This is a genomic window from Bacteroides intestinalis (assembly GCF_003464595.1).
GTDB lineage: Bacteria > Bacteroidota > Bacteroidia > Bacteroidales > Bacteroidaceae > Bacteroides > Bacteroides intestinalis_A.
Genome location: NZ_QRZF01000006.1, coordinates 60,548 through 80,174, shown reverse-complemented (window position 1 = coordinate 80,174; position 19,627 = coordinate 60,548). Strand labels below are relative to the sequence as shown.

Genomic DNA, 19,627 nt, shown 5'->3' with positions numbered 1-19,627 from the left:
AATCTCCTATTTTTAATCTTTCTGTTTTTTATCAATAAGTTAGTATTCGGAAACCGTTATCCAGCGCGGATCACCATATTCCTGGGTATAAACCGTAGACCCGGTATTGATAATCGTAAAGTCACCATCCTTAGCATTTCTGAAAAATGAAGAATCCGACATACTCAAATCTATCAACGTCAGTCCAGTATCGGCTGCCTGCTCAAAGTCTGTGGTGCAATAATTATTCTTTCCCGTCAAATTGACTTGTCCCGGAACCAGAGCCTTTCCTGCACTATATCCAAAAACACAGGCATTAACAGATAGTGGCAATGCAACAGACAGTTTAGAGAAATTGCCAATTGCCGTATACGACGACTTGCTTGTAGCCCAATTATAGAATGTACAATTCGAGATAGACACCTTAGCGTTAGCCGAAATCGGCACATCGGCGGTAAGCACTCCAAAGACACCCGGTGAGATATAAAACTCATAGAAGGTGGAGTTCGTTACAGAAACATCATTCCAGACGTTGGAACCTTTATTAATGGCATGTATGAATCCGAATTGCTTCGTTACATATTTGGTGTCATTGATTCCGGTAACCAGACAATTATCAATCCGGATATGGTTGATGGTCGTCATTCCTTCGCTAGCATCGTTCATCATCAGAACGGTAGAAGGCAGGACAATATCGGAGTTACGGATTTCAAAACGGTCTATCGTGATATCAGTTCCGGCATCGTGCTTGCCGATATTCAACAAGCGTGTTTTGCTACCGCCACTTCCTCCGGACACGATTGGCTCTTTGACATTCACATTCTCAACAATAAAATAGTTGATTTCAGGAATATTATTCACTTCCGGTTTAATAATGAAGCCACCTTTACGTATATAGAGTGTAGGGCGATCTCCGGGATTAGCCAGGAATGCAATGCTTTTCGTCAGTTTGATGTCACCGGTGCTACTTTCGGGAAGTCCGTCTGCCGACAGATAATAATCAACCCCGTTTTTCAATTGAAAGATCAAACTTGATTGACTGTCATCATTCATTCCCTCTTTTATCTTCGACAGTAAGTCAACGCCATCCGTCACCAGAACGGCACCGGAAGGCATACCGGCTGTTGTGAATTTCTGCCGGTTGTACTTTTCCGCACCTTCGGGAGCTTTGCTATTGGTCAATGCAACATAGTAGGATGTACGGGGAGCCAATCCTGAAATTACATACTTGCCTGAAGCTATTTCCGATCCGGACAGGTCAAAGTGCTTTTCATCCGTTCCATTTTCCTGTTGCCAGATAGAAACACCGTCCACAGGATTCTGGTCAGAGACTCTCCATTCTATCACAGCCGAATTCTCCGTTATCTGGTGTTCATCCAATGCATAAAGTACCTTGGGTATAATACGTGTCAAAGTGGTGATAAGAGAAGAATATTCCGTCCAGTTTGAAATGATATCCAGACTCTCATTATTCGCTCTTACCCGGGCATAATAACCTGTTTCATAACGCAAACCTGTAAAAGTGCATTTACCGTTGTTTACGGTCTGCGTTGCAGCGGGTTCCGACTGAAAAGTTTGGTCACGCGAAAGCTCCACCGTATAAGAGGTCGCTTCTCCGGATGTTCTCCAGGCAAGGGTAATCGAATTACCTTCCGCAAAACAGGAGGAGGCTATAAAGGAAGGTCTGAACAGGCGGGGCAGCTCTTCCGCCTCATCCTTGCATGAAGTAATATTCAATAGACAAAATGCCAATACAGGTATCAAATATATCAATAACTTTTTCATACTCTCTTTTTTAATATCCATAATAATTCTTCAACAGTCCCTGATGGCTTGACAATGCATCGGGAGGTATAGGTACCAGATAGCGGACCGGATCGGTTTCCGGATTCACAGTTGCGGCATTCGATTCATTGATATAGCCGTAAAAGGAAAACAAGACAGCAGGGGCAGGAACCCATTGACGCGGATTCGAGGTATTCTTGACCTGCGTGCAATATTGATTACACATATTGATAAGTGTATATCCCGTAGGTGCCTTTGAAGGATAGGATTCAAAAGCCTCATCATAAGAGTTCTTGCCTCCTTCTTTATACCAGTCTATGGTCTGCGATACACATACGGCAGCCGGATTCACGGCATCGACCATTTTGTAATAAGCAACTGCCGGATAAGATTCAAAACGTTCATCATAAGTCGGTTCCTCAAATGCAGTGGTCGTATTTTCATATTGCTTGGTACGGGCAACTTTACCTAACGTAATCCAATCAAAATACAAGTTATAGAGGGTCTTTCCATACAGATTCCAACGCGCCAGATCATATCTTCTATGCTTTTCACCCCCGAATTCCCATGCGCGCTCTTTAACGATTGCATCAAAGAAATCTTCTTTTGAAGTAAGTTTATCAACATAGGTGTCTACCATTTCCGGCTGATCTTCCGCCGCGAAAGCACGGTTGCGGACTTTCTTCAGAGCCTCTTTGGCTTGGGGTGTAGGACCGTTATGATTCTCATTGGCAGCTTCGGCATACATCAGTAGCACGTCTGCATATCGCATATAAGTGTAATTGATTCCGGTACCTTTATTAGAAGTACTGCCCAGAGGAGTTGCCATAAACAGGCGGTTCCATTTTCCGCAATAAACCGTAAGGGCGGCTATCGGTTTCTGAACTATATTAGTCATTCCAGAATTTTCATAACGGAACATCTCGCACGTAAGGTCGCGGCGCAAGTCCTTATTATCAAACGACAGCATATAGGTAAGCGCCAGTTTGGAACCTCCCGAAGAATATCCATGCGGAGCATTAGATGCATTCTGTCCCTCTGAGTTCTTTTGCGAAACGATGTATGTCCCCCAGGAATATCCCAACTCTCCGGAGCCTCCTACCTTTGCCGGTACATCGAAGATATTATCATCATTCACCGGAACAATCCAACTACATTCGTCCACCCAAACCTGACGGAATGAGCGATTCAGCGAATGTTTGCCTTCATTAATCACTTTACCTGCATATTTCTCGGCTATCTCATAGTATTTCTGCCAGTCATCATTGCGCTGCATTGAACCGATAGCGGCAGGGTTCGAGTAATCCGGACGCAGAGTCCATCCTCCTCTATACAATGCCATACGGGCAATCAACCCCTGGCAAAACTCTCTTGATGCCGCTTCCACTCCCCTGTCCGATTCTTCCGCATACCACATGACCGGTTCAACTTCAATCAGGTCATTTATCATGTCTGTCAATATGATGTCACGGTCAGTTGCGCCGATAAACAATTCGTCCTTGTTTCCTGCCGGTTTCCGCCTGTAAGGAACGTCTCCCCAGTTTCTCACCAACTCCAGATAGTACATGGCACGCAGAACTTTCGCCTCACCATAATAATGCATTAACCGCGAAGGCTTGGTTTTATCAGCAGCCTCAAACAGAGGACTTTGTTCGATACCTTCTATCACGTCATTCGTCCTGTTCACTCCATCATACATCCCTGTCCAGATGCTGCCGTACGAACTGATGTCACCTGCACTCGGTTCGAAAGCACTCTCTTTCAGATTGGACGACGTAGTGACCGTAGTAAACTCCACATCCGTATTAAACAGCATTTTCTGGGCCAGACTGCCTACCCAACCTTTGCCACTGACCATCGGCACATACATACCATTGACAGCAGTCGCAATCTCCGATTCACTGGTAAATATATAATCCTTATCAAAAGTGGAAGGTGAATTTACATTCAGGTAATCTTCACAAGATGTAAGTATCATCAATATGATAACTGGAATATAAAATTTTCTCATGGTTCAATTCTATAGTATTAAAAATTCAAATTCATTCCAAGCGTATAAACACGACTACGAGGAGTCACATTATTATCTATACCCGGCGTCAAACCTTTCTGTATATTCACTTCCGGATCATATCCGCTATATCCCGTCAAAGTGAACAGGTTACTACCGGAGAAGTACAGACGCAGACTCTTGACTCCCAGGCGGCTCAACCAGCGTTGCGGAAATGTATATCCCACAGTCAGCGTACTCAGACGCAGGAATGAACCGTCTTCTATCAAATCGCTCATTGTGATACCCTGTGTAACGGACATCCAAGAATAAGTGGCAGCATTCTGATTTAATGCGGCCAATGCAACCGGATCACTGGAGACATTGACACCGGCATCATCCACATAGCGGAAACGGCGTGCCAAATTCATATTGGTAGACAGATTGGAATAGTTGCGACGAACAGCCGAATTCAAATAAAGTTTATTGACGTTGAATACATCAAAATCGCACATATAATTAAAGAACGCGGTAAAATCCAAATTCTTCCAACTGCCGGAAAGGCCAAAACCACCAGTTACCTTCGGATTCGTATTTCCAATGACCGTCATATCTTCTTCCGTTATCAGGTCTGAGTCGGAATCAGACAGTTTCTTGAACTTCATTGCTCCCGGTTTAAAGCTAAAGTTACCTGAGCTGAATGAAGAATTATCCGGAACTCCCGGTTTCAAAGTCCACTTCTTCGTCGTTTCATCAAAATTAAAATCGTCAACCGTATAAAAACCATCATTCACAAAACCATAGATGAGTCCCATACTTTTACCCACTTCCATTTTATAATTGTAGGTTCCATACCAGTTGGACAAGGAAGCTTTTGTTTTCCATTCCGTCTCACCGGAAGAAAGCTTATCGACTTTGTTCTTATTAAAGGCCACATTGAAACTGGCAGACAGATTAAAGTTCTTTGTCTGGACGATTTTACCGTTCAATGAAAGTTCAACTCCTCTATTGGAAGTCCGGCCTACATTTGTCATCTGTCGCGAGTAACCTGATGAATTAGGAATGATTGACGGCACCAGCAAATCTTTAGTTGTATTCCAGTATACATCGACTGTACCGGTTAAACGGTTTTTGAAGATACCGAAATCCAAACCAAGATTTCGTGTAATGGTAGTCTCCCATCTCAAATCCGGATCATACAAGTAAGTCTGGTCGGCAAACTGATAGTAATTATATTCTTCATTATTGAAACCGGGAGCACTTGATCCGCTATACACACGATAGATGTTATGCCACAAATCATCACTGATACGGTTGTTACCAGCCAACCCATAACTTGCTCTCAGTTTCAGTTCTGAAATAAACTTGACCGATTTCATCCATTTCTCTTTGGAAAGTCTCCAAGCTATGGAACCGGCAGGAAACACACCCCATTGCTTACCGGGTGCAAACTTCGTCGAGCCGTCTGCACGAAATGTAAAAGTGGCATAGTAAAGGCTTTTGTAATCGTACAAGCCACGGCCAAAGAAAGAGGCTGTTCTGTCCGGAGCAGCTTTATAACTGGTGCTCTGGTGTGGAGTGCCCAATGCAAAGTTTTCAAGAGCCGCTTCTGCCGTAATGGAAACCGGGAAATAACGTGCACTCATAAAAGTATTGTTATTCTGCGAATGGTTTATTTCCTGTCCAAGCATCAGGTTTACATTATGAATTTTGCGGAACAAGTTGCGATAGGTCAGCGTATTTGCCAGTCGGTACGACTCTTTATGTGTTTTAGTACGCTTAGCCGAAGGCATATTATTCATTCCCGCAGCAGACGCTGTGCTGGATAAAGCTCCATAAAACTGATCATCATTCGAGTCCGTTGTGCTGATGCCATATTCGGAGCGGAATTGCATTCCTTTAAACATATCCCACACCAAAGCTGCTTTGAGGCTGATTGCAGTTTCTTCCCTTTTTCTATAGTTCTGCTTATTTTCCTCCAACGGGGTGTATCTCTGATTTAAGGAATTACCATCTTCATCCAGATTTTCATCATCATCATCCGGATCAAGGGATGCGCCGGAAGTTAGTCCGTTTGTGGGACGGAAACGAAGAGCCGTGACAATGTTGGTTCCCGATGTACCTGCTCCGTCAATGGTACGGGTGCGATATGTGGCATTCGTCTCCAGTTTCAGGTTCCTGAACAGTTCATGGTTCAGCTTCAGAATAATATTGTTACGTGACAGACCGGAACCAATCAGCTGTCCTTCATCTTTATTACGGTTATAACTTAGATTAAATTTCGTCTTTTCACTACCGCCGCTGATAGTCAGATTATAGTATTGTGAAATCGGATTGCCTCCCAGCACTTCATCCTGCCAGTCGGTAGAGTCCGTATATTTGTATAAGTCAATATCATCATAATAGCCAAAATTCTTAATAAAAGTATCAGCCGATCCTTTACGTATCATCTGGTACTCGTACTCCGCCATCACAAATTCATAGTTGTTCATTACCGGTAATTTCCCTGCCAGTGTACGTGTCTGTACATAGCTATTGAATTGAACCGAGGTCTTACCCATCTTCGGGTTCTTCGTGGTTACGATGACTACACCATTCGCACCTCTGGCACCGTAAACAGCAGTCATAGAAGCCTCTTTCAAGACATCAATAGACTCGATGTCCGTAGGCGGAATACCACTCAAATCATCAACCGGAAAGCCGTCGACCAGGAATAACGGTGAATTGTCCTGAGTGATTGATCCTCCACCACGTACACGAATACTGATTTCAGCATCCAATGCACCATCTGTTGTGGTGATCTGTACACCTGCCATCTTTCCCGCCAAGGCATCGGCCACGGAGGCAGAGGCTACTTTAGAGATAGATTCCGAGGAAACAGACGCAATAGATCCCGTCACATCACTACGGCGAATATTGCCATATCCCAAGACTACAACCTCATCCAATAATTCGCTGTTTTCTTTTAATGTAATTTTTGCCAGTTCCTTACTGCCGGACTTTAGTTCAACGGTCTGGTAACCGATATAGGAAATTAAGATAGTAGCACCATCAGGAACATCGTTCAACGTGTAATTTCCATCAAGATTAGTGGTTACACCATTAGTAGTGCCTTTCACCATTACAGTAGCACCGATTACCGACTCACCGGTTTCATCTACCACTGTTCCCTTTATAGTTCTTGTTTTCGACTTCGGGACATCATTCCCGATTTTTTGTTTGCCTACAGATATTGTATTATTATCCCTATTGAAAAACAAATTGGTTTGCTCCGTAATCTTGTCCAGAACAGTCTGTAGGGGACTATTCTTTACTTTGATAGATATGCGCGGAGCAGTGTTCACAACATTTTGATCATAAAAGAATTTCAAGCCTGTCTGCTTGCCCAACTGAACAAAAACATTCTCTACAGTTTCATTCTGAACGTTCAATGTTACAGTTTTTTCCTTCTGAGCTTGCGCCTGATCAGGCATCAATGACAAGCATACGAATAGTAAAAAAGCTAAAAACGAATGTATATTTCTACTTTTCCTTTTGGAATTAGGAAGATTATTCATTTATTTGTGCGTTTTAGTAATTGATAAAATTAATTAGAACAAAGGAGTAATTCGCGATACATGATTCACGCGGGTCGAAACGAATGAATACCTGTTCGCATTACGAGATAGGGGCTTCTCTGTGAGACAGCTCCTATTTTTCTTAGAGGAGACGCTAAGTGGGTGCTTTCATATTCTATATTCTCTTTTAATTAAAGGTTAAACATATTAATACTCACATATATTATAATACACATCCGTTTACCAGCCGGACGTATATCCATGCTTTTTTGCTACTTGAATAAGAAGATATGATTTCCTTCTTTTCTATACCGGATGCCACTGGTATATTCCATTGATTGGAGCACCGCCTCCAAACTTTTATTTTCATGTTCTCCGGAAATCAGGTTGTTGAACTCCTGTCCTTCCGCAAACGTAATGCGACAATTATACATGCGTTCAAGCTCTTTGGCCACATCGCGCACCGGAGTGCTGCTGAAACGTAATCCACCTTTGCGCCATACGGCAACATCACGTTCTTCGCGCCGTTTGCTGTATTCACCGGAAAGTGTATTGATCGACACTTGTTCCTTAGCCTGCAAACGCATCATCGCTTCAGGCAGATCCACCTGTACTTTGCCACTCTCCACATCTACAGAAACAACTTCATCCGAAGAATAAGCTTTCACATCAAAGCAAGTTCCCAAAACCCTTACATCAAAACGGGCGGTCCTGACAATAAAAGGTTGCTTTTCGTTTCGTTGAACCTGGAAATAAGCTTCGCCTTCCAGTTCTATCTGCCGTTCATCTTCTACAAAACTGTTCGGGTAGCGAACACGGGAACAGGAATTTAAGATCAGCTGTGTTCCATCCGGTAACCGGATTTGTCTGGATTCACCATAAGAGGTAGAAGCTTCCAAATAAGAAATCTGCCGTTTATCCATATAACCCAGTAGATTGATTCCCCCGAAAATGAGCAGTACAACAGCAGAAGCACTTGCCACCGTCAGGGCTATCCGCCGAAACCAGGTGCGTTTCTTATGTTCGATGCGTTTCAGTAACCGTCTGGCTTCTTCCTTATATTTTTCACGCTCCATGCCGGTGCTGAGCTCTTCCATAGCGGCTTCTTTCCAGACCTCTGTTGCCAGTTCATCCAGCATTGGGGCATGAATATCATCTTTTAGTCGGGATAATAATCCACGTGCCTCTTCCTGGGTGTACATATCATCCAGATAACGGCGCATTATAGATTTGTCTGTTACATCATTCTTCATTCTGCGGGCTCTTTTAGTATAAAAGTCATGAAAACTTTTCCTTTACATAGAGTAATACACAGTAAAGGAAAACATCTGGGGTGTGATTAACATTTATTATGTATTAAGGCAAATCAGCAGCAATAGCAAATCCACATATTCACTGCCTGAATACTTAATGAGATAGGTACGAATCAACTTAAGGGAGGTAGATATATGCTCCTGAACGGTGTTGATGGAGATGCCCAACTTATCTGCAATCTCTTTATGGGAGAGCTGGGCTTCACGACTCATCTCGAAAATCTCACGCTGGCGGGGAGTCAGCTGCTGCAAGGCATGGGAAATGAGGGATTTCAAATCATTCAGCATTACTTCACGTTTGGTATCTTCCGTGTAGTCCAATGCCTGTGAAAGAATACTCTCCTTTAGTTTTTCCTCATTAGCGGCGTTGCGCAACTGGTTCAGTATCCGGTTGCGCATAATGGTGTAGAGATAGGAAGAAAAGGAAGCATCGGGATTAATGAAACGGCGGCTTTGCCAAACTACAGTGAAAGCATCCTGAAAAACATCTTCTGCATACTCTCGCGATTTAAGGAAGCGCATTGCAAAGTATATCAGACGGTTTTTATAAGTGGCATACAATTCACAAAAGGCGTCCTCATCCCCCTCTATCAAGCGGAGAATGAGTGAACGTTCTTCTGAGAAATTATCTGCACACATATAGCAATCTTTAGCTTTTCAGGAAACAAAAGTTTAATAGATGCTGCAAACGTATGTAAAATCCGGGAAATAAAAAAGGGAAAAGATAAAATAAGAAAAAAGCATAGCTTACTTATTCTATCAATTTATTCCCGTGAAATTCGTTTCAGGTGTTCTTCTATCTTTTGAAAAAATGATGCCAGATGCGAACCATCTACAAAGGCATGATTTACATAAATGGATAAAGGAAATACCAGACGCCCCTCGCGGGTTACCGCTTTACCGGAAGTCATCAAAGGGTAACTGCAACCATTGCCGGCTTCGGCCAGCGTATAGGTGGTGGCAGTGAAATACATTTTAGGAACAGCGCTTAAATGCACTACATCATAATCTCCCTGTTTTGCCAACTCCTCTTCGGCACCATAAGGATTGCCATCTTCGGGGATATTGGTTATCAACTCATACGCTTCGGCATAAAAGCGTTTGAAATCTTCGTGGTAAGGAATCCGAACCGTATAAAAGGTTTTTCCGGGAACAGCTATCGGAGAAATGATATCCACTTCATCATGAAAAATAACTTGTCCGTTCTTGTCGGTACGATAACGGAGTTCCGGAACTTCATTCGCCGAACGCACTACGGCATACAGATAATAGAGAAAAAAGGAATGGCCCGAGGCTCTCGCTGCGGCACTGGCTTCGGTACAATCAATCTCTGTGGTAATGGAATACCAAGAATTTACAAAGCCCCGGAAGAAATTGTAATTATCCCGGCGCTCCCATGTCTCGATGTCTACAATGTGTCTCATAAAGTTATTGATTAATAAAAAATGCCCGGTCGCATGATATCAGCCGGGCATTCGTTCGTTTATTTTCCTTTCTTATAGTTTTCCAATCCTGTTTGCAGGAACTCGATATACTTAGGAATGTCCTCGTCATACGAATAAGATTTATTCAAAGGACGACCTTCATTATCTATCAGCACATAGAAGGGCTGTGCATTGGCACCGAATTTAACGCGTTGGAGATAACTCCACTTATCGCCTACTGTACGCAATGTACGTTCCCGGCCGTTTTCTGTCACTTTAACAGGTGAGGTCAACGGGGTTTTATTATCTACATAAAGTGTAATAAGTACGTAATCGTTGTTGATAATGTCACTTACCTTGGAGTCTGTCCATACGGCAAGCTCCATCTTACGGCAGTTTACACAACCATACCCGGTGAAGTCGAGCATTACAGGTTTGCCATGCTGACGGGCATATTCCATACCCAGGTCGTAATCATCGAACTTGGCATGCACTTCATTATTATAGAGGTTAAAGTCCTGAGTCTGCATAGGCGGTGCAAAAGCACTGACCGCCTTCAATGGAGCACCCCACAAACCGGGAACCATATATACGGCAAATGCCAGCGAGAAAAGTGCCATAAAGAAGCGGCCCACTCCCACTTTCGTATTGTCATCATCGTGCGGGAACTTGATCTTGCCCAACAGGTAGAAGCCCAGTAAAGCAAACAGAACAATCCACAATGCCAGGAACGTTTCACGGTCGAGGATGCGCCAGCCATAAGCCAGGTCGGCTACAGAGAGGAACTTCAGAGCGAAAGCCAATTCCAGGAAACCGAGGGTAACTTTAATGACATTCATCCAACCGCCTGATTTCGGCATAGACTTCAGCCAGGACGGGAACAGAGCGAACAGCGTGAACGGCAATGCCAAAGCAATAGCAAAACCGAGCATACCGATAGCCGGAGCTATCACGCTGCCTGTTGTAGATACCTGTACCAGCAAGAAACCGATAATAGGACCTGTACAAGAAAAAGACACCAGTGAAAGCGTGAATGCCATCAGGAAGATACTGAGCAAACCGCTTGTTGCTTCCGCTTTACTATCTACTGCATTGCTCCATTTAGAGGGCAGCGTCAGTTCGAAAGCTCCGAAGAAGGAAGCTGCAAACACCACCAGCATCAAACAGAAAAGGATATTGAACACAGCATTCGTGGAAAGTGCATTCAACGCACTGGCACCGAAGATCAACGTAATGGCCAAACCTAAAGTTACGTAAATCACCACGATGGAAGCGCCATACGTCCAGGCATCACGAATACCTTTCTTTTTATCTTTGGAACGTTTCAGGAAGAAACTTACTGTCATTGGGATAATAGGCCACACACAAGGGGTAAACAATGCCAGCAGTCCACCGAGAAAACCGGTGATAAAGATATAGAACCATGACATATCTTCCTGTGAAGTGGCTTCACCATAAGATTGCAGATCATTAATGACAGGTTTCCACAAGTCAATATTGCCTGCCACATTTATATCCGTCGGACCATCTGCACCACCTATGATGCCAGTAGAAGCTGTGTCCGCAGGTGTTTCAGTTTGAGAAGCAGGTTGAGTTTCCGGTTTCGTTTCCTCTGCCGGAGCTGTTACCTTTTCAGCAGGAGTTGCAGCTGCTGCACCTTTAGCAGCTTCTGCTTTACCTGAAAAATTAAATTCTACCTGCGTAGGAGGCAAACAGTTTTCATCATTACAAGCACCGAATTCCAGAAAACCTTCTATCTTATAATCTCCTCCTGTGAGCTTCAGCTTCTGAACAAATTGTGCCGTAGACTCAAAATAGCGTACGTTCATCTCGAACAACTTATCATAAGAAGCTATTTCTTTTCCTTTCGGCTGCAACTTTCCTACAACTGTAGCACCGGATATCTTCTCTACATTAAAGGTAGCCGAGATAGGACCACCGTCACCCAGGTCGGTAGAATATACATGCCACCCCTTGTCGATAGTAGCGGTAAATACAATTTCCGCCTCTCCCGCTGCAAGCGTCTTCAGTTCCGACTTAAACTTGACGGGCTCCTGTATCTGCGCTTGTGCCACGACAGCAATCAGCAACAGACAAATGGATAGTATTTTTCTCATCTTTATAATCTATAATTTATTATTAAATCTCGTAGTCAACACAGGCGCGATTCTCCTTTACATCAGCAATCAGCTTGCCTGCTGCCACATGCTCGGGATGAGTAGCATAAAATTTCACGTCGTCCAACGTATCAAATTCGCTGTAGAGGGCAATGCTCCAAGTTTCGCCGGGATTCATATTGAGTCCAACTTCTATCTTACGTATAACAGATATTTTAGCTGGTAAAGCCTCGATAGCGGCCTTGAATTCTTTCATTGCTGTCAGCTTTTTGTCAGCCGGAGCTTCGTCTTTTAATTTAAATAATACAATGTGTTTGACCATAACTTTGCAATTTTAATGATTTATCTATATATTTGTCAACCGAAGCGATTAATATTAACCGCAAAAATACTCGTTTTGTTTTAAATATACACTTAAACGGATGTTAATAATAGGAATTGCAGGCGGAACTGGCTCGGGAAAAACCACCGTCGTACGTAAAATCATTGAAAGCCTGCCGGCAGGTGAAGTGGTACTGTTACCGCAAGACTCTTACTATAAGGACAGTAGCCATGTACCTGTAGAAGAACGACAGAACATCAACTTTGACCACCCGGATGCCTTCGAGTGGAGTCTTTTATCTAAACATGTAGCCATGCTGCGTGAAGGAAAAAGCATTGAACAGCCCACCTACTCGTACCTTACTTGTACACGAGAGTCCGAAACGATTCATATCGAGCCACGGGAAGTAGTGATTATTGAAGGGATTCTTGCCCTGTGCGACAAGAAACTGCGCAGCATGATGGACCTCAAAATCTTTGTGGATGCTGATCCGGACGAACGTCTGATTCGTGTCATACAACGGGATGTAGTGGAGCGTGGACGTACGGCAGAAGCGGTTATGGAGCGGTATACCCGTATCTTGAAGCCTATGCATCTGCAATTCATCGAACCGTGCAAACGATATGCGGACCTGATTATACCCGAAGGAGGAAATAATCAGGTGGCAATCGATATTCTGACGATGTATATAAAGAAGCATCTTTGAGAATTAAAAATTAAAAATTAAATGAGGGGAACTGCTAATCTTTTCCTGATTGCCTTGTTATGTCTGTGCTGCCTGTCGGGGTGCGGAAATAAACGGCATGGTTCCATGCCCGATGAAGCTGTGGGCGATTTGCAACAGATAAAAGATAGCGGTGAACTCGTTGTACTGACGCTATACAGTTCTACTTCTTACTTCAACTATCGTGGCCAGGAAATGGGGTTCCAGTACGAGTTGAGTGAACAGTTTGCCAAAAGTCTCGGGGTAAAACTGCGCGTAGTGGTGGCAAGGAATGTACAGGGACTTATAAAAAAGTTACTGGCAGGTGAAGGAGACATCATTGCCTATAATGTCCCCATCACGAAGGAATTAAAAGATAGTCTAATCTATTGCGGTGAAGAGGTCATCACACACCAGGTTATTGTGCAACGCGCAGGTGGGAAGACAAAACCGCTGACGGATGTAACAGAACTGATAGGTAAGGATGTATATGTAAAGCCCGGGAAATATTACGACCGTTTGGTAAATCTGGATAAAGAACTCGGTGGCGGCATCCATATCCACAAAGTGACTAATGACAGCATTTCAGTGGAGGACCTCATCACACAAGTATCCCAGGGAAAGATTCCTTATACGGTGGCCGATAATGACGTAGCCAGACTTAACACTACGTATTACCCCAACCTGAATATTAAATTATCCATCAGTTTCGACCAAAGAGCTTCCTGGGCGGTGCGCAAGGATAGTCCGGAACTGGCAGCCGCCGCTAATAAATGGCATGAAGAGAATATGACTTCTCCCGCCTACACTGCCAGTATGAAGAGATATTTTGAGATCAGCAAGGCAACTCCACACACTTCTATCCTTTCTCTTCGTGAGGGAAAAATCTCGCACTTCGACGAATTATTCAAAAAGTATGCTTCGGAAATAGACTGGGATTGGCGATTGCTTGCTTCTTTGGCATATACAGAGTCGAACTTTGATACGACAGCCGTTTCATGGGCCGGTGCCAAAGGGCTAATGCAACTGATGCCTGCTACAGCACGTGCCATGGGACTCCCCGAAGGAAAAGAACAGAATCCGGAAGAAAGCGTGAAGGCTGCCATAAAATACATCAATGCTACCAGTAAGAGTTTCTCTTCAGTACCGAAAGAGGAGCGGCTCAACTTCGTACTTGCTTCCTACAATTCGGGTATCGGCCACGTACAGGATGCAATGGCACTGGCTGAGAAATATGGAAAGAACAAGTATGTCTGGAAAGACAATGTAGAAAACTTCATCTTATTGAAAAGCAATGAAGAATACTTCACCGACCCTGTCTGCAAAAACGGATACTTCCGTGGAATAGAGACATATAACTTTGTGAGGGATATTATGGGGAGGTATGAGACGTATAAGAAGAAGATAAAGAAATAGTGATTAGGGGTTAGTGATAACCCCTAATCACTAAAATAAGTTCAGCTTATTCTTCTGCGCTTCCTCCAACGAAACAGTCTTCGGTGCTTGCGTAACGCTCTTTTCACGCAACCGTTGATATTCTGAACTTAATTTTTCTTTTAATTCTTCTTTGGCTTTCGGATTCATCAAGCGGGCGGCTACTGTTGCATTCTGCGAAGCATCTTTCAGATGAACTACAGGAGCATGATAGACAGGAGCTATTTTCAATGCTGTATGCAGTTGAGAGGTAGTAGCGCCACCTATCAATAAAGGAATATCGGCACCTACCTTTTCCAGTTCCATAGCCACGTGTACCATTTCTTCCAATGATGGGGTTATCAAACCACTGAGTCCAATCATATCCACCTTTTCTTCCAAGGCACGCTGAACAATCGTTTCGGCAGGTACCATCACACCAAGGTCTATAATCTCATAACCATTGCAGGCCATGACCACAGAAACGATATTCTTGCCTATATCATGTACATCACCTTTCACCGTAGCAAGCAGGACTTTTCCGGCGGAAGTGGAGCCTTCTTGTTTTTCCGCTTCAATTACAGGCTGAAGAATGGCAACGGCTTTCTTCATGGTACGGGCTGTTTTCACCACCTGAGGCAAAAACATCTTTCCGGCGCCAAAGAGCTCACCTACATAGTTCATACCTGACATTAAAGGACCTTCGATGATATCCACAGCTTTCGGGTAAAGTTTCAGGGCTTCTGCCAAGTCTTCCTCCAGATAGTCACCAATTCCTTTTGTCAAAGCATGTTTCAAACGTTCTTCCACACTTGTTCCATTACGCCATGAAAGAGGGGCAACTTGTTTATCAGTGGCATTACCTTTCTGTTGTTCGGCAGCAGCTTTCAGTTGTTCAGCAGTTTCTATCAGGCGTTCGGCAGCATCGGGACGACGGTTTAAAACCACATCCTCTATACGTTCCAGTATATCGGCAGGGATATCGGTATAAAGTACAGCCGTAGCCGGATTTACGATTCCCATATCCATTCCTTCACGGATAGCATGATAAAGGAACACTGCATGCATGGCTTCACGGATATAATTGTTGCCGCGGAAAGAGAATGAAAGATTGCTAACGCCACCACTGACATGCGCACCCGGCAGATTCTTACGTATCCAACCGGTAGCCCGGATGAAGTCTACAGCATAATTATTATGTTCGTCCATACCCGTAGCTACGGCAAGGACGTTAGGGTCAAAGATAATATCATGAGGATTAAAGCCCACTTTCTCAACCAAAAGCTGATAAGCGCGGGCACACACTTCAATCTTACGTTCGTATGTATCCGCCTGTCCTTTTTCATCAAAAGCCATTACTACGGTAGCGGCACCATATTGCCTGATCGTGCGGGCATGTTCCAGAAACTTTTCTTCTCCCTCTTTCAGAGAGATTGAATTCACGATGGACTTTCCTTGCAGGCATTTCAATCCGGCAACGATTACATCCCATTTAGAGGAGTCAATCATCACAGGAACACGGGCAATCTCAGGCTCAGAAGCAATCAGATTGAGGAAAGTAGTCATTTCAGCCTGTGCATCCAGCAGACCATCGTCCATATTTACATCCACCACCTGCGCCCCGTCTTCTACTTGCTGACGGGCAATGCTGAGGGCTTCATCGTATTTCTTTTCATTAACCAGACGCAGGAACTTGCGGGAACCGGCCACATTACAGCGTTCTCCCACATTGATAAAGTTCTTTTCAGGAGTCACTTCCAACAATTCCAGGCCGGAAAGCCAAAGACTTTCGGGTTTCGGAGCAGGAACATGGGGAGCAGCACCGGCTATCAGGGCGGGATATTCGGCAATGTATGCATCGGTCGTACCACAGCAACCGCCAATGATGTTTATCAGACCTTCCTGAATATACTCTTTCACTTCATGCGCCATATCGGCAGGCGTCTGGTCATATTGTCCCAGGCTGTTGGGCAATCCCGCATTGGGGTATGCACTGATATAATAAGGAGCACGGGCAGCAAGCTGTTCCAGGAAAGGTTTCAACTGGCGGGCGCCAAAGGAACAGTTCAAGCCTACCGAAAAGATATTGGCATGCTGAACTGAGGCAAGAAAAGCCTCCAAAGTCTGTCCCGACAGAGTACGTCCGCCTGTATCGGATACGGTAACGGACAGCATAACAGGAACTTGAACGCCTGTAGCCTCCATCGCCTTTTCCGCAGCAAAGATAGCTGCTTTGGCATTCAATGTATCGAATATGGTTTCTATCAGCAGAGCGTCTACTCCACCTTCCAGCAAGGCTTCCATCTGTTCCCGATAGGCATCGGCAAGTTCATCGTAAGTCAGCGCACGCATGGCCGGATTATTCACATCGGGACTCATGGAGCAAGTCTTATTGGTAGGCCCGATAGAACCGGCTACAAAACGTGGTTTATCAGGTGTAGAAAATTCATCAGCTACTTCACGTGCCAGTTTAACGGCAGCCAGATTCATCTCACGTACATATTCCTGCACATGATAATCGGCCATACTGACACTGGTAGAACTAAACGTATTGGTTTCAATGATATCGGCACCTGCCATGAGATATTTACGATGTATATCCTGTATCACATCAGGGCGCGTCAGACAAAGCAGATCATTGTTTCCTTTCATCTGCCCGGGGATGTCAGCAAAGCGCTCCCCCCTGAAGTCTTCCTCCGTTAAGTTGTACCGTTGTATCATGGTGCCCATAGCACCGTCTAAAATAAGGATGCGCTCACGCACCAACTTTTCAATAGAAACCATTTGTATTCAATGATAGAATGATATTATCTCTTAAACATCCGCGCCATATCGCGTTTATCATCTTTCTCTTTCAACGCTTCGCGCTTGTCGTATTGCTTTTTACCTTTGGCAAGAGCCACTACCACTTTGGCAAGCCCTTTTTCATTAATAAACATACGAATGGGAATCATTGTAAAACCGGGGTCTTTTGCTCCACGCGCCAGTTTATCAAGTTCTTTTTTAGTAAGTAAGAGTTTGCGCTCCCTGCGTGCCGAATGGTTATTATACGAACCGTAGAAGTATTCGGAAATATGCATATTCTTCACCCACAACTCGCCATTGGCAAAGTAACAGAAGGTATCCACAAGGCTTGCCTTACCCATGCGGATCGATTTAATTTCCGTACCCGTGAGCACAATGCCCGCGGTATAAGTGTCTACCAATTCATAATCGAATGTAGCGCGCTTATTTTTTATATTAACAGGAGCTTGTTTCATGATTTCAAACGTTAATTAAGCACCATCGTCAGCTTGTTGAATATAAACTGAATGAGCATAGGACAGGCAATCAGTAGGATGGAAGAAATGATTGTAAACCGTAACCGGTCTTTTTCTTCTACTTTCATCAACGTGGAAGCCCCCTCCCACACCACATACACAATATAGAACTGCAACAGCAATCCGATGATATTAAAGTCCGGCAATATGCCGATAATAATCTGGAGCAAGAAAAGAACAACCAGCGCATAGCCCGCAAACTGTTGCGTCAATGGCATGTCACTGTCCATCATAAACATTTTAACGCGCATCCCATTTATGAGATACGCTGCCAGAAAATATCCTCCAAAGAGGGATACTGCCACCGCGCAACATTGCGTCATGGCATATTGAAAACTCTCGGGACCGCCCCATCCCTTCGCCAGCAAAGAACCGATGAAGGCGGACAATCCACATAAACCAATCATAGGATAGACAAAAGCAGTAAATACTTTTCGCCTATCCTCTTCCAAACGAATTTCCTCCCAAGCCTTGGCCGGAGAGGAAATCAGTAACATTGCTATATGGAATAATGCTTTATAATCCAATATTATTATTAGTTTGTTTTATATTCTACAGTAACTTCTGTATACTTTTCAGGTATCTTAGAATCTGTTTCACTATTCTTTGATTTTATGATCACATTCTTCGGTTCTTTTCCTGTAACCCCTGCAAAATGAGCTATAGCTTCCTCAATATTATATCCATCCTGAGTATATGTTCCAACATCTGTTTTTTCATCTGTACCTCTATCATGACGTAAATATAATACCAAATCCGTAGCACTATTTTCTGTATCTGACGTTACATAAACCAAATTAAACTTATGCTGTGCTAACTTTTCAGAACTGTTTTCCATTCTCCATGCAATAGGTAAAACCAATGTTTTTTTATCATAAAAAGCAGGTTTCAGTTCTTGATAAGTATATCCAGTATTTACGGTCGGAGTTAATGATACAATCGGTGCATTTTCCGTTACGCTTTCCTCCATCTCTACCTGAGTTTCAGTAGTAATAAGGTCCGGACCATCACATGCAGCAGCTGATACTAATACAATATCATAACTTTGTGGAGTTGTAGAAGTACTTGTTTTAGCAGTTCCGGTCTCTTCTTTTACAAATTTATAATAAATAACAGCCAGCTTCGTTTCAGACATTTTAAATCCATAGTTAGTCTCCATTGCAAGAACAGATGCACTAGTAGGATGTAATTTATTTCCTGCAGGATCCTCAAAATAAGAGCCCATGTAACTATTGACCACATAAAACATTCCCGCACCATCATAAGGAGATTCTGATTCATCAGAATTCATGCAAGAAGTAAAAGAAACACCCATTATTAAGGTCAGGGCAACCATCCAGAGTTTAAACTTAGCCATTTTCATTGTTCTATAAATATTAGAGTTTGCAAATTTAGATAAAAGAATCGAGTAACACCGCACTCTCTCCATTTTTTCATTGTTTTTAAGAGTAAATGAAATATTAATCTAAATACTGCATATCCTACCATCCATTTAACATCAATTCACAAACAACAGGATACAGATAGAGAGACAAAAGTGTAATTACTAAAGCAATTGCCTGTAGTGAACATCTTCTCAACAGTAGAGAAAGAGACAAAAGTACGGCTTGAAGAATCTGAAGCCACTGGAATAAAACAATATCAAAAAATCATTGTCTAAGCATCACTCAAACTATTAGATCTATCCCCATGCTTTACAACATC

14 protein-coding genes are annotated in these 19,627 nt (G+C 43.5%); 2 read left to right on the top strand and 12 right to left on the bottom strand.

Features of this window, described 5'->3' with window-relative positions:
- Positions 1–39 precede the first annotated feature (39 nt).
- The 8 genes from DWW10_RS10380 to DWW10_RS10345 form a co-directional block, all read right to left on the bottom strand.
- Entirely contained in the window at positions 40–1,764 is a 1,725-nt protein-coding gene (locus tag DWW10_RS10380) for a fibronectin type III domain-containing protein (protein ID WP_256141265.1), read from the bottom strand.
- A gap of 10 nt (positions 1,765–1,774) precedes the next feature.
- Positions 1,775–3,775 carry a RagB/SusD family nutrient uptake outer membrane protein gene (locus DWW10_RS10375; protein WP_118421383.1) on the bottom strand — a complete coding sequence of 667 codons (2,001 nt, stop codon included), beginning with the start codon at positions 3,773–3,775 and terminating at the stop codon, positions 1,775–1,777.
- Between the two features lie 17 nt (positions 3,776–3,792).
- Positions 3,793–7,311, bottom strand: a complete 3,519-nt coding sequence (locus DWW10_RS10370) for a TonB-dependent receptor (RefSeq protein ID WP_259320462.1) — start codon at positions 7,309–7,311, stop codon at positions 3,793–3,795.
- A 272-nt stretch (positions 7,312–7,583) separates the two neighbouring features.
- The gene (locus DWW10_RS10365) at positions 7,584–8,564 is read right to left on the bottom strand and encodes a FecR domain-containing protein (protein WP_118421384.1); all 981 of its coding nucleotides are present in this window, start codon (positions 8,562–8,564) and stop codon (positions 7,584–7,586) included.
- 96 nt (positions 8,565–8,660) lie between these two features.
- Positions 8,661–9,263 (bottom strand): RNA polymerase sigma-70 factor, encoded by a 603-nt coding sequence (locus tag DWW10_RS10360; protein WP_007214582.1) that lies wholly within the window; start codon positions 9,261–9,263, stop codon positions 8,661–8,663.
- A gap of 125 nt (positions 9,264–9,388) precedes the next feature.
- A complete protein-coding gene (locus DWW10_RS10355; RefSeq protein ID WP_007214583.1) occupies positions 9,389–10,048 on the bottom strand; it encodes a chloramphenicol acetyltransferase in 660 nt (219 codons plus the stop codon).
- A 59-nt stretch (positions 10,049–10,107) separates the two neighbouring features.
- The gene (locus DWW10_RS10350; protein WP_118421385.1) at positions 10,108–12,165 is read right to left on the bottom strand and encodes a protein-disulfide reductase DsbD family protein; all 2,058 of its coding nucleotides are present in this window, start codon (positions 12,163–12,165) and stop codon (positions 10,108–10,110) included.
- A gap of 22 nt (positions 12,166–12,187) precedes the next feature.
- Positions 12,188–12,487, bottom strand: coding sequence for a Dabb family protein (locus DWW10_RS10345; RefSeq protein WP_007217570.1), 300 nt, complete (start codon positions 12,485–12,487; stop codon positions 12,188–12,190).
- Positions 12,488–12,587: 100 nt separating this feature from the next.
- Here DWW10_RS10345 and udk point away from each other — a divergent pair, with 100 nt between their 5' ends.
- Together udk and DWW10_RS10335 are read left to right on the top strand one after the other, a co-directional pair.
- Entirely contained in the window at positions 12,588–13,193 is a 606-nt protein-coding gene (gene udk, locus DWW10_RS10340) for a uridine kinase (RefSeq protein ID WP_022392215.1), read from the top strand.
- Positions 13,194–13,214: 21 nt separating this feature from the next.
- Positions 13,215–14,606, top strand: coding sequence for an MltF family protein (locus tag DWW10_RS10335; RefSeq protein WP_007217569.1), 1,392 nt, complete (start codon positions 13,215–13,217; stop codon positions 14,604–14,606).
- 30 nt (positions 14,607–14,636) lie between these two features.
- Here the strand turns inward: DWW10_RS10335 and metH are convergent, their stop codons facing one another.
- The 4 genes from metH to DWW10_RS10315 are packed head-to-tail and all read right to left on the bottom strand — an operon-like array spanning position 14,637 to position 19,280.
- Complete coding sequence (metH, locus tag DWW10_RS10330) at positions 14,637–17,387, bottom strand: methionine synthase (protein WP_022392214.1); 2,751 nt, start codon at positions 17,385–17,387, stop codon at positions 14,637–14,639.
- Between the two features lie 23 nt (positions 17,388–17,410).
- Positions 17,411–17,863: an SsrA-binding protein gene (gene smpB, locus DWW10_RS10325; RefSeq protein WP_022392213.1), complete on the bottom strand. Its 453-nt coding sequence runs from the start codon at positions 17,861–17,863 to the stop codon at positions 17,411–17,413.
- An 11-nt stretch (positions 17,864–17,874) separates the two neighbouring features.
- Positions 17,875–18,420 (bottom strand): Yip1 family protein, encoded by a 546-nt coding sequence (locus tag DWW10_RS10320; protein ID WP_118421418.1) that lies wholly within the window; start codon positions 18,418–18,420, stop codon positions 17,875–17,877.
- Between the two features lie 38 nt (positions 18,421–18,458).
- Positions 18,459–19,280 (bottom strand): hypothetical protein, encoded by an 822-nt coding sequence (locus tag DWW10_RS10315; protein WP_147350469.1) that lies wholly within the window; start codon positions 19,278–19,280, stop codon positions 18,459–18,461.
- Between the last annotated feature and the right edge of the window lie 347 nt (positions 19,281–19,627).